The sequence below is a fragment of the Anaerorhabdus sp. genome (genome assembly GCF_036641015.1).
GTDB lineage: Bacteria > Bacillota_I > Bacilli_A > Erysipelotrichales > Erysipelotrichaceae > Anaerorhabdus.
Genome location: NZ_JAVWFO010000012.1, coordinates 24,961 through 37,310, shown reverse-complemented (window position 1 = coordinate 37,310; position 12,350 = coordinate 24,961). Strand labels below are relative to the sequence as shown.

Below are 12,350 nucleotides of genomic sequence, written 5' to 3'. Positions count from 1 at the left end.
CAACTACCATTCAACGTGTTTTAAAAGTAATGCCAAAATTCAAAGAAGGAACTTCCCAACATACATTAGGTATACGAAGAATTAGAGCATTCGAACTAGCCATTGAGTTATTACAAAAGGAGACAAACAATTGCAATTAATATTTACTAGTTTTGAATAAGTGGTAATACTAGAAAATTCGCAAACGAAAAGAAGAAGTAACTTACGCTATGAATACTTTTCCCCCATATAAAAAGACAAGTAATTTATCTCTCGATTTCACATACTTGTCTATATTTTTACCAATGCACTAATTTTGATTACTTTTTTTGATGTTCTTTATTAATGTAAATTAATTATACTAGTTTAATTAAACCTACAATATCTCCCTTTGTTACTTTTTCTTTTGACAATGAGAATTCTACTGGTTTAGTAAAAACAATTACAACTACTTTATCTAAATTCTTCTCGCAAAAATAATCATAGTCATATTTGATTAGAATTTGATCTTTTGTTACTGTATCACCAATTTTTACTAATGAACAAAATACATTATCCATTTCTAAAGTATTAATACCGATATGGATAATAAATTCTATTCCCTTTTTAGTTGTAATTCCAATTGCATGTTGTGTTGGAAATAACGCAGTTACCTCTCCATCTAAAGGAGAATATACTTCACCTTTTTCAGAAATTATGGCAAATCCATCACCCATCATTTTATTAGAAAAAACTTCATCATTTATACTCTCAATTGCCACCACTTTCCCAGACGCGAAAGCTTTCAATTCAGTTTTTTTATTAAATATATTTATCATAATCCCATTCCTTAATTAAATAGCGAGTTGCTTCTTGCAATCGTTCTATTTTGTCTTCATGCAAATCTAAATTTTCATCATGAAAATCACAAGTATTTACAATATCTTTCCATCCTTGGTTAATTAAATTGCTTTTATTGGCTATTACAATTCCACCAATAGCGTAACAATCTTTTTCACTCTTTTTAGCCAAATCAAGAATTCCTGTAATAAACTTTCCTGATAATGATTGCTCATCAATACTGCCTTCACCTGTTATAACTATGTCAGATTCAATAACTAAAGAAGAAAAATTCGCAACATTAAGCATATACTCTATACCAGATTCAATTGATGTATTAAATAAACTCATAAGCATACATGCAATCCCGCCTGCTGCTCCACTACCTTCCAAGAAAGCTGTATTTTTATTTGTTACATCATTTAATTTGTTTACTGCATTTTTTACACTTTCATCATATTGCTTTAGTTTTTCTACTTTAGCACCTTTTTGTTTTGCATATATCATCGTGCAACCATTTTCTCCATAAGTTGGATTTTTTACGTCACAGAGTAAAGTAAAACTAATATCTTTATATCTTTGAATAATATTATTTAAATTAATATTAACAATATGATTTAAATTCGAACTGGTTACATTTTCAATAAGGCAATCATCAAAGTATATACTTCCTCCCATTGCCTCGAGTATACCTAATCCTAAATCATTAGTTGATGTTCCACCTAAGCAAATAGTAAAATTCCTCACACCTAATTCATACATTTTTTTTATTACTATACCTACTCCATACGTTGTTGTTTTCTCAAACATTGAAATAGGTGTCATCGTAATTCCAATAATGTTTGCTACCTCAATATAACCATTAGTCCCATCGACAAGTACTTTAGCGGTAATATTTTTCATAAGCGCATTGTAAGTTTCTATTTCAATTGCATTAGCATCTATAATATTTTCTAATGCACTTAAAGTTCCTTCTCCACCATCTCCTAATGCAATGGTGTACACTTCATAGTTTCCTCTATCTTCAATCTCTTTTTTAATTATTGAATTTGCTTCTTCACTAGTGAAATATCCTTTAAAAGAATCACAAGCAATTAATATCTTTTTTTTCAATGTTTTCATAAGTTATTAACTCTACATTATTTTCTTTAATTAATTTTTTTAATTCTTCACTCAATAATACATCCAATTCATCTAATCGTTGTAAGTTATATGATGAAGATTCTTTAAGTTTATTATCAATATAAGCAGGATGTGACATTATTTCAACACAGTCAAATTTAATAATATTATCAAATTGTCTATATAAATAATCTAATCCTACTGTTTCATTAAAATTCCTAAATTGAATAAATTCAACATGCTCATAACCCTTTGTATCATGATTCCTTAAAGGTAAATTCACTTCTTCAGCTAATTTTATGGCACATTTTTTAACAACCTCGTTACAATCAGAAGTAAATAAATGCGAATCAAAATGGCTTGGTTTTTTACCCACCTTAGCTAAAAATTTATCATATTGCGCTCTAAATTCATTGTATACTTCTTCCTCATTGAATTGAGTTTTATCAGTATAGTTTTTTGGTTTAATAAATTCGCCATTTTCTACAATTGATGACCCGCCAGTTAATGGTTTGCCAAGCGCTATGTTTAAATGTAATCCTAACCCCAAAGATGGATTATCTTTATACAATTCTATTGCATGATCCAATCCTTCCATAGTTACCATTAAAGTAGTTGATGTTAGTACACCTAACTTATAAGCATCAATAATTCCATAGTTAACAGCTCTGCTATATCCAAAATCATCCGCATTTATTATTATTCTCATACTTCTCCTTTATTTTAACTTAGGCCAAAATGAGCCATTAGCTTCAATTAAATCATCTAATATTTTTCTAGCTTTCTTAGCATCATTAACTGTTCGATTAAGAGTTAATGCTTGCAATGCTTTTGTATAACTACCTTCAAAATAAGCTTCACATGTCAGTTTTTCATAAGCATATTGATTTTCAAGTAAGCCTTTATAGAATGTATCTATCTTACCATAATTAAATGGAATTGGACCTCTATTACCAAGTAAACATGTTACCTCTACTTGTGCATCATCAGGTAAATTTTCAATAATACCGTTATTTTCTACCATAACAATAAAGTATTTATTTTCATTTAAGTAGATTGCTTCTGCTATCGATATAATCATATCTCCATGTGCTTCATTTTTTACTACATGTATGCCTTCGGTAGAATTTTGTTGTGCTGCTTTACTGCATTCTTCAAAGATCATTTTTTCACGCCCATCCATTACTTCATTTGCACGTGTGTAGTTTGGGTTAAGTTTACTAGCTTTATATTCTGGATAAAAATAATATTGTAAATATGTTGATGGTACAAATTCATCAAAATCTAATACCATATCTCGTACTAAAGCATATGTATCTAACCATGATTGATCTCTCTCTGCTGCATCCGCTGGTAAAAATCCATTAGATTTTATTAAGTCTTTTAGTTCTTTTAAAACATCTTTTCCGTCGTTGTCGTATAAATGTGTAAACCAACCAAAATGATTTAATCCAAAATATCTTGGTTCAATACTATTTGGATCAATGTTCATTAATTTAGAAAATGAGTTTATAAGATTTATAGGTTGATCGCATATATTAAGAATTTTCTTGTCGTTTGGAAACTTTTTTGTTAACCCATATGCAACTATCGCTGCAGGATTAGTATAGTTTAATATCCATGCTTCACTATTTCTTTCACGAGTATCCTCAACGATTTCAATCATATCTCTTAATGATCTAATTCCATATGAAAATCCACCTGGTCCACAAGTCTCTTGGCCGACTACTCCATATTTTAGTGGGATTTTCTCATCTTTTTCTCTTAGCTCATAACCACCTGTTCTGATTTGTACCATAATAAAATCTGCATCTTTATACGCTACATCTTTATCCATTGTATATGTAACTTTTACATCTGGACAATTTTCTTTAAATAAAATTTCTGCATATTTACCAATAACTTCTTGTCTTTCCCAATTGTTATCAAATAAAACTAATTCACTAATTGGAAAACGTTCTTGATGTCTAACAAATGCATTAAGAATTCCTGGTGTCCATGTCGAACCACCACCTACAACTGTTACTTTTAATTTTTTATTCATCAGCTTAATCTTTCCTATTAAATACTTCTTTTACACTTCTTGCGATACCTTCAACTTTTAAACCATAAATAACTTGTACGTTATTTGCAGATGGTCTAGATATTCCTGAAGCTCCTGTTAACTTTAGTTTATTTTCGTTAACTAAACTATCATCTTTTACTGTTACACGTAATCGAGTAAAACAATTTGTAATACTATCGATGTTTTCTTTTCCTCCAAGATATTCGATTATTGATTTTGCTAAATCTTCATCTTTTAAGTTCAGTTTGATTGATTCTTCTTCATCTTCAACATCTAAATTTTCATTTCTTCCAGGAGTATTGATATTAAATTTTTTAGTTAAATATGTAAATCCAAAGTAATATGCAATCGCCATGAATATTCCTATTACAATTAGCAAGTACCATTTACTTTCAAATCCTCTAAATATACCGAAAATTGTAAAATCTATTAATCCCGCTTGAACACCACCTACGCTTATTCCTAAAATTGAAGCTGCGAAGTATCCGATACCTGTCATCAATACATGGAACAAGAATAGTATTGGTGAAATAAACATAAATGTGAATTCTAGTGGTTCAGTTACACCTGTTAAAACAGATGCTACTACTCCAGCAATTAATAATGCTTTGATTCTTTTTTTATTTTTTTGATCTGCAAGACGGTACATAGCAAGAGAAGCTGCTGGAAGTCCAAACAGAACAATTAATGTATGCCCTTGACCAACATACCTAGCACCTAATTGAAAAATTTCATTTGATACTGGTGTTGGTGAAGCAATAGCTGTGTTGAAAATATTTAATGCGCCCATAACTGTTTGTCCATCAATTACTGCAGTACCTCCTACTGGAGTAAAACGAACAATTTGATTTAAAATATGATGTAACCCTGTAGGAATTAGTAAACGATTTAATGAACCGTATAAAAATGGTCCAAAATCCCCAACTGAAGCAATTCCTTGGCCAAGAAGCCCAATAAAATTATCAAAATAAGGCCAAATATAATATGAACATAATCCTACAAACGGAATAGTAATTAATGTGATTAATGGAATAAATCTTTTACCACCGAAGAAATTAATAGCACTTGGTAATTGGATTGTATAGAATTTATTGTGTAAGAATGTAACTATACCACCTATTAATATTCCTCCAAACACATTCATTCTTAATGTAAAGAATCCTAAAACAGTTTCATATTTTGCATTCATGATAGTAGCATCTAATTGACTCAATCCACCATCCATTAATGCTTGTATACTCATTGTTGCTGCATTAATTTTATTTAAATCTAATATATAGCTTAAAGTTAAATGTAAAACTAAGAATCCCAATACAGCTGAAAATGCTGCGGTTGGTTTTTCGTCTTTAGCTAGTCCAACTGCAATTGAAATACAGAAAAACAATGGTAAATTACCAAATACTAATCCTGCCAACTTTCTTATAAATCCAATAAAGTTTTGCATAATAACTAAATTAACAAACGCTTCTCCAACAATTTCTTTATTTTGTAATGCAGCTGCAAGACCTAAGAAAATCCCAGCTACAGCAATAGTAGAAATTGGTAAAAGTAATGATTTTCCAAACTTCTGCCAAAAACCTTTCATAATATCCTCCTCAAATTTTTATGGTACTGACTTGACCGCGGTGTCACAATACATGTACTATTATATCAATGGTGTAAGCCTTTTCAATGACATTACCATGCTTAGTTTTCAATACACACAAATAGTCAATTTACACATTTTGTGTATTATTTCACAAAATGTTATTTATTAATAGGAGGAATCAAATGTCTTTATTTAATAAGTTATCGAGCGAGTCTTTGCATTTAAATCTCACTGAAAAAAGAATCGTTGATGAAATTCTCAAAAATTATAGTAATTTTGATACAATTAAAATCGCTGATTTATCTAGTAAGTTATTTATCTCTTCAACTGCTATTGTTCGACTATGTAAGAAACTTGGATACACTGGTTTCAGTGAGTTAAAGTATCAAATTAAGTTAGATAAAAATGCTCATAATCACAACGAAGAAATAAATTTTGATGAAGAGTTAACATTAACTGTAAATCAAACAATTAAATTAAATTCTCGTGAATCAATTATGAAATCAGCTAAATTAATGTTTGATGCAGAACAAATCGTTTTTTTTGCTTTAGGTTTATCTAAAACAGTTGCTTTGGATTTATCTAAAAAACTATCTTGCTTAAACAAAATAGCTATTGTTCCTGATGACAGAGATTCATGTATATCCTTTGCAAACAATTTGCATCGAAATCAACTTGCAGTTTTTATTAGCCTTACTGGAAGCACGGATATTATTAAAAAACTTTCATATATTACAAAAACAAAGAATATTTCTACTATTGCTTTTACAGGTGTTTCTCAATCTCCACTAATTTCTCACGCATCCATAAGTTTATTTGCATACCACAACCATCTCGATATGTTTAATGAAGATATTAATTCTAGGTTAGGGTTGTATATATTATCTGAATTAGTATTTAACGAATATTTAAAAATATATAAAGCTAATACTTTTAATACTGTTAATAATAAATAATTATTAAATATTAATTTTATTTTTAAAATCTATATCATAAAATAAAAAGAACTATTTTACCCCTTTTAGGAGCATTTAATAGTTCTTATTTATATTTATTTAATTAAGCTTTCTTCCCAACCTTCAGGCGCTTTGAATCCTAATAATTCAACAACTGTAGCAGCAACATTACTTAATCCATAATGTCCATCTTTTAATGTAACTTCATTGTTATATACAATAAATGGAACTGGATTTAATGTATGAGCAGTTTTTGGTTTTGGTGCATCTTCTGGATTTTTTCTCTTTTCGTACATTTCATCAGCATTACCATGGTCTGCTGTGATTAATAGAGTATATCCTGCTTTATCACAAGCATTCATGATTCTCTTTAACACTAAGTCAACTGATTCTACACCAATTAATGTAGCTTCAAAGTTTCCAGTATGTCCTACCATGTCTCCATTAGGATAGTTAACACGTAAGAAATCATATTCTTTAGATTCGATTGCATCCACTAGCTTATCTGTAATTTCTGCAGCTTTCATCCAAGGTCTTTGTTCAAATGGAATAACATCACTAGGTACTTCTACCCAAGTTTCTAATTTGTCATCAAATTTCTCAGAACGGTTTCCATTCCAGAAATAAGTAACGTGACCATATTTTTGAGTTTCACTAATTGCATAAGATTTAACACCTTGTTTAACTAGGAATTCACTCATTGTATTTGTGATATGAGGTGGAGCTACTAAGAACTTGTTAGGAATCTTTAAGTCTCCATCATATTGCAACATTCCTGCATAGAATACCTTAGGGAAACGCACTCTATCAAACTCTTTAAAGTCTGCATTTCCAAATGCTTTTGAAATTTCAATAGCACGGTCACCACGGAAGTTAAATAGAATTACACTATCACCATCTTCAATAGTACCTACTGGTTGTCCATTCTCTTCAATTACAAATCCAGGAAGATCTTGGTCTGATACTTTTAATTCATTACGATATGTTTCTACAGCATCTTTCATAGAAGGGAATTTTCTTCCTTCACCTAATACATGAATATGCCATCCTTCTTCAACCATTTTCCAGTTAGCTTCATAACGGTCCATCGTAATTTTCATACGTCCGCCACCTGATGCTACTTTGATATCAAAATTTGCGTCATTTAATTCATTAATTAAGTTTTCAATTTGTTCAACATAGATCAATGCACTAGTTTCTGGCACATCACGTCCATCCAATAATGCATGAATACGTACCTTTTTAACACCATCTTTTTTAGCTTGTTTAAGCATAGCTTCAAGATGTGCAATATTAGAGTGAACATTTCCATCAGATAATAAGCCTAAGAAATGTAATGTTCCATTTTCACAAGAATCAAGTGCTTCTTTCCAAGTTTCTGATTGGAAAATAGCTCCCGTTTCAATACTTTCATTTACAAGTTTTGCCCCTTGGCTATATATTTGTCCACATCCTAATGCATTGTGCCCTACTTCTGAGTTACCCATGTCATCATCACTTGGTAGTCCAACTGCAACACCATGTGCTTTAATTTGAATATTTGGACAATTTTTCATTAAATAATCTAATTGTGGTTTGTATGCGTGCATTACTGCATTTCCGTTATCTTTTTCAGTGCATCCAACACCATCCATAACCACTAATACTACTGGTTTTTTATTCATAAATACTTCCTCATCTTTCTTAAATTAGTTTATCATGATTTGCTTGTTTTTTCACGCTAATAGCCACTAAAGAAATGAAACAATGTACTAATTTACATATCTTTGATAATTCTTAAACTTTTTTCACAATGAAAGCCTTTTCTTTATTCAATTATTCTTGGTGCTTGCACATAAATTATTTGATTTGATAATGTACTATATATTTTCTTTAAGTCTTCTGTTTTCATAACCATACTTTGCGTTGGACTTCCTGCAGAACATATTAGCGAATCATGTTCAAATATGCCTGCATCTACAACATACACCACATCTTGATCATATCCAAAGTTAGTTGCACACCCAACTACATACCCAGTTTTTTCTTCTAGTTCTTCTGGCGATGTAATCGATAATTTTTCACCAGTTACTTCTTTTAAGAACGCTCTATTGAAACGAACGCCTTCTTCAGTAACAAAAACATAATAAATACCTTTTTTGTCTTTTAAAAATAAATTTTTGCTTTCTGTGCCTTCTAAGTTATATTTTTCGTCTACTGCTTTTGCTACCTCATAGTCTGTAATCGGTTCGTGTTCGACATATTGGTATTCAATTCCTAAATCATCCATAATTTTTAATAAATCATATTTCATAATTAAACTTCTCCTTGTGTTCAATTATAACATTCATTATCTATTTTAGAGATTTTACGCTCGCATTTATATACACTTTAACTTACAATCCATTACTATAAAGGAAATGATAGATAATAAAACCTTGTGATTAGAACTCAATTCTTTTCACAAGGTATTTTTTTATTTGACTGCTTTTTTTAGTTTAAGAAAGATTAGTACTAATCCTACTCCTAGAATAATATGACCGATTCCCGCAACACCAGAAATAGCTGCGTTGATTCCTGATGACAATGGAGTATTTAGGACTTGTAAAATGCCACGTACTAACATCATTACTACCATCCAACACAACCCTACATTATACGCAATAAACGCAGTGTTAAATCCTTTTTGATCTTCTACCTTAACACGATCACAATACAACCCTAGGATTAGAAAAAACAGTGAACCTAATACTAGTAAATGCACGTGCATTTTTCCTAAAGATGTAACTCCAACAAACCCATTGAACTTTGTAAACTCACGATAGAATACACCCGCTATCATAGCTACAATACTATAAATAAACGCTACATTAATCATTTTTTTCATTAGTTATTACCTGCTTTCTTCATATCTTGATATCCAATCCAAACTGTCCAGACGTATGCACAAGTCTTTGGAATCATCAACATCCCTACTAAAGGAATTGTATCTGCAAATAGTACTACTGGGATATAAAATGCAAAACTTAATACAATCGTTAAATACATATATTTAAATGATGTATCATTGTGTTCCTTAGCACTCTTGTAAAACAAGACGATGATTATTAAACCCATAATTGCGAACGGAATATTACGATAGATTCCCCAACTTAATGGTGCAAGTGCACTGGTCCACATGTTTTGTGGGAATAAACATAGCGCAATGCGAATAACCGCTAATGCATAGATACTGAATGTTAGTTCTTTATTACCCTCAACCTTATAACGTAAACGCCATACATAGTAAAGAAGAATATAAAATACTGTCATTGTTATCGATGTGATGAACTTACCTACGCCTAATGCCACTGTAAAACTTTCTAATCCTGTTGTACATAATGCTAATGCTCTAGGTACTAAGTGAAATGAATCACCTAAGCCAAGAGTTATAGCCATTATTCCAAACAATTTTGCTTCCTTTGTTTTGCCTTTTCTAACCATGATAATTCCTAAAGTTATGACTGTAAATAAATAGATTACATCAAACCCTGTTTCCATAATTGCTTGCATAAATTACCTCCTAATTCATCGTTTCAATCATTTTAATTAATACATCAGTTTTGCGATTATTAGTAATACAATCTACTAAACTCCATATTACATAATCAATAAAATCCTTTTGGCTAATACATTGAACTTCAAGTGTTTTACATAATTTCTTTTCTTCTTGTAGAGAATACAATATTCCCCTTTGCATATGTTCAAAATATTCACTCATTTGTTTTTTGCCCGCTTGTACTTCTTTACCACTAAAATACTGGTTATGTTTTGATAAAAAATCTGGAAACTCTTTAGCACCATTTCTTAAACATGTTTCAAGCCAGTTAAGAACTTGTAAAAAGTTACTCTTCTCATAATCACATACTTGATTATGAAAAACTTTTCGCCAAATCATTTCAACAGTTTCTACTAATAGTTCTTGTTTAGATGGAAAATAATTGTAAATAGTACCCACAGAAACATCGCATTGCTTTGCAAGACCTCGGATATTTAATTCCTTAAATCCCGATACTTTTACAAGCTCAATTGATTCTTGTAGAATATCTTCTTTTGATTCTAACTTCTTATACATATTGATTCCTCCCTCTTAAACTGAACACTGTTCATTTTAAACTAATAATTGTTATCTGTCAATTTTTACTATCTGTATTGTTAACCAAAAAGAAAAACAGTAACTTATTAAAGCACTGTTTACTTCATATCCATTTTATTTACTATATACTGATAACTATATTTTTTTTACTCTATTAATTTGCACACAAAGTACTACATAACAAATTAAAGAAATAATTAATAAAATATAGATATTAGTAGTTAATATAGTTTTACTACACATAAGTTCAAATCCCCAAGTTGCTGGAAATAGTTTTGATATTGTTTGAAAAACATCTGGAAGCATGTTATTAGGAAACATAATCCCCGATAACATCATTGATGGTAAGAATACAACTTGTGAAATCATTGTTAGTTTTGATGAACTCTTAACTAAAACTCCTAAACAACTACCAATAAATACACTTGTAATTATATATAACACAAGCCCAATCCAAAAACTAAGTGAAGTAGGTATTGCTGTTTGAAAAATTAGTGGTGCGCTAAAGATAATGATACAACTAACTATTAACATATGTACAAATGCAGATATATAATTTACAAGCACCACTGACCCTAGTGGGATATTACTAACTTGATATCCTTTTTTAATATCTGTTGTAAATACATCAGCAATTGGTTGTGGACTTCCTATTGAAGTTCCCATGAGTATTGCAAATATCACCATTGATTGTGTTAATGTCTCTTCTATATTAGGCATAACAGATGTAAATACATTGCCTACAAATATATAAAATAAAATAGGAACTAAATAGTAAGTAAGTAAAATATCTTTGTTTCTAATATCTACTTTCCATTGAAGTATAATGCTATATAATAATGAACTCATAATTTAATTCTCCTTTGTAAGTGCCATAAATTGATCTTCAAGACTTGAATATTCTATTTGAATCATCTCAAATTTACATTTTTGTGATACAACGATTTCAGTCAATTCATGTAATGTTAATGTGATATCAGATGTTTCTATCATATAGCTATAATTTTTATTCTGGATGGAATCTGTCAGTTTACCAAAATCTATTTTATCTTTAATTTCAAAATATATTTTCGCTTCAGATTGTAAATGTTGTTTCAGTTGTTGTGGTGTCCCTGTATAAACTATTTTGCCATCTTTAACGATTCCTAAACGATCAGCTAACTCTTCTACTTCACTCATATCATGAGTTGCTAATAAAATTGTTTTCCCATTACTTTTTAATCTTCTAATTTCATCATGCAATGCCACCCTACCCTCAACATCTAATCCCGCAGTTGGTTCATCTAAAATCAAAATATCAGGATCAGTTACGAGAGCTAAAATAAGATGTAATCTTCTTTTTTGACCCGTTGAACAGTCACTATACTTCTTATCTAAGATATCCTTTAAACCCATTCGATTTATCTGTTCATTATCTGGTTCAACATGATTCCATTTTGAAAAATATTGAATTGCTTCCTTTACTTTCATTGTTTTTAATAATGATGAATTTTGTAATTGTACACCAATTTTACCAGTTATAACTATTGATCCACCATCATATTTACGTAGCCCCTCAATGCACTCTAATGTTGTTGTTTTTCCTGCACCATTTGTCCCTAATAATGCAAATATCTCATTATTTTCTACTTTAAAGCTTATATCTTTTAAAACTTCATTTTTCCCATATCTTTTTTTAAGATTATTGCACTCTATTGCATAATTCAT

13 protein-coding genes are annotated in these 12,350 nt (G+C 30.2%); 1 reads left to right on the top strand and 12 read right to left on the bottom strand.

Annotated elements, in window-relative coordinates:
- Positions 1-335: 335 nt before the first annotated feature.
- Genes RR430_RS03255 through RR430_RS03235 form a run of 5 tightly spaced genes read right to left on the bottom strand, consistent with a single transcriptional unit; the run spans position 336 to position 5,570 of the window.
- The gene (locus RR430_RS03255; RefSeq protein ID WP_332486601.1) at positions 336-797 is read right to left on the bottom strand and encodes a PTS sugar transporter subunit IIA; all 462 of its coding nucleotides are present in this window, start codon (positions 795-797) and stop codon (positions 336-338) included.
- Positions 781-1,920 carry a glycerate kinase gene (locus RR430_RS03250; RefSeq protein ID WP_332508624.1) on the bottom strand — a complete coding sequence of 380 codons (1,140 nt, stop codon included), beginning with the start codon at positions 1,918-1,920 and terminating at the stop codon, positions 781-783. The genes RR430_RS03255 and RR430_RS03250 overlap by 17 nt, the downstream gene beginning before the upstream one ends.
- Positions 1,883-2,629 carry a carbohydrate deacetylase gene (locus RR430_RS03245; RefSeq protein ID WP_332486604.1) on the bottom strand — a complete coding sequence of 249 codons (747 nt, stop codon included), beginning with the start codon at positions 2,627-2,629 and terminating at the stop codon, positions 1,883-1,885. Before RR430_RS03245 ends, RR430_RS03250 begins: the two co-directional genes overlap by 38 nt.
- Before the next feature lie 9 nt (positions 2,630-2,638).
- Positions 2,639-3,964, bottom strand: coding sequence for a family 4 glycosyl hydrolase (locus tag RR430_RS03240; protein WP_332486606.1), 1,326 nt, complete (start codon positions 3,962-3,964; stop codon positions 2,639-2,641).
- A 4-nt stretch (positions 3,965-3,968) separates the two neighbouring features.
- Positions 3,969-5,570, bottom strand: a complete 1,602-nt coding sequence (locus RR430_RS03235) for a PTS transporter subunit EIIC (protein ID WP_332486607.1) — start codon at positions 5,568-5,570, stop codon at positions 3,969-3,971.
- Positions 5,571-5,755: 185 nt separating this feature from the next.
- Here RR430_RS03235 and RR430_RS03230 point away from each other — a divergent pair, with 185 nt between their 5' ends.
- Entirely contained in the window at positions 5,756-6,529 is a 774-nt protein-coding gene (locus tag RR430_RS03230) for a MurR/RpiR family transcriptional regulator (RefSeq protein WP_332486610.1), read from the top strand.
- 95 nt (positions 6,530-6,624) lie between these two features.
- Here the strand turns inward: RR430_RS03230 and gpmI are convergent, their stop codons facing one another.
- The 7 genes from gpmI to RR430_RS03195 all read right to left on the bottom strand — a co-directional run bounded on the left by gpmI (position 6,625) and on the right by RR430_RS03195 (position 12,350).
- The gene (gene gpmI / locus RR430_RS03225) at positions 6,625-8,193 is read right to left on the bottom strand and encodes a 2,3-bisphosphoglycerate-independent phosphoglycerate mutase (protein WP_332486611.1); all 1,569 of its coding nucleotides are present in this window, start codon (positions 8,191-8,193) and stop codon (positions 6,625-6,627) included.
- Between the two features lie 143 nt (positions 8,194-8,336).
- The gene (locus RR430_RS03220) at positions 8,337-8,822 is read right to left on the bottom strand and encodes a YbaK/EbsC family protein (RefSeq protein ID WP_332486612.1); all 486 of its coding nucleotides are present in this window, start codon (positions 8,820-8,822) and stop codon (positions 8,337-8,339) included.
- Between the two features lie 162 nt (positions 8,823-8,984).
- On the bottom strand, positions 8,985-9,395 hold the full coding sequence (locus RR430_RS03215) for a DUF2871 domain-containing protein (protein WP_332486613.1): 411 nt from the start codon (positions 9,393-9,395) through the stop codon (positions 8,985-8,987).
- Entirely contained in the window at positions 9,395-10,060 is a 666-nt protein-coding gene (locus RR430_RS03210; RefSeq protein ID WP_332486615.1) for a hypothetical protein, read from the bottom strand. The genes RR430_RS03215 and RR430_RS03210 overlap by 1 nt, the downstream gene beginning before the upstream one ends.
- Before the next feature lie 10 nt (positions 10,061-10,070).
- A complete protein-coding gene (locus RR430_RS03205; RefSeq protein ID WP_332486616.1) occupies positions 10,071-10,622 on the bottom strand; it encodes a TetR/AcrR family transcriptional regulator in 552 nt (183 codons plus the stop codon).
- A 156-nt stretch (positions 10,623-10,778) separates the two neighbouring features.
- Positions 10,779-11,492 (bottom strand): ABC transporter permease, encoded by a 714-nt coding sequence (locus RR430_RS03200; RefSeq protein WP_332486618.1) that lies wholly within the window; start codon positions 11,490-11,492, stop codon positions 10,779-10,781.
- 3 nt (positions 11,493-11,495) lie between these two features.
- Entirely contained in the window at positions 11,496-12,350 is an 855-nt protein-coding gene (locus tag RR430_RS03195) for an ABC transporter ATP-binding protein (protein WP_332486619.1), read from the bottom strand.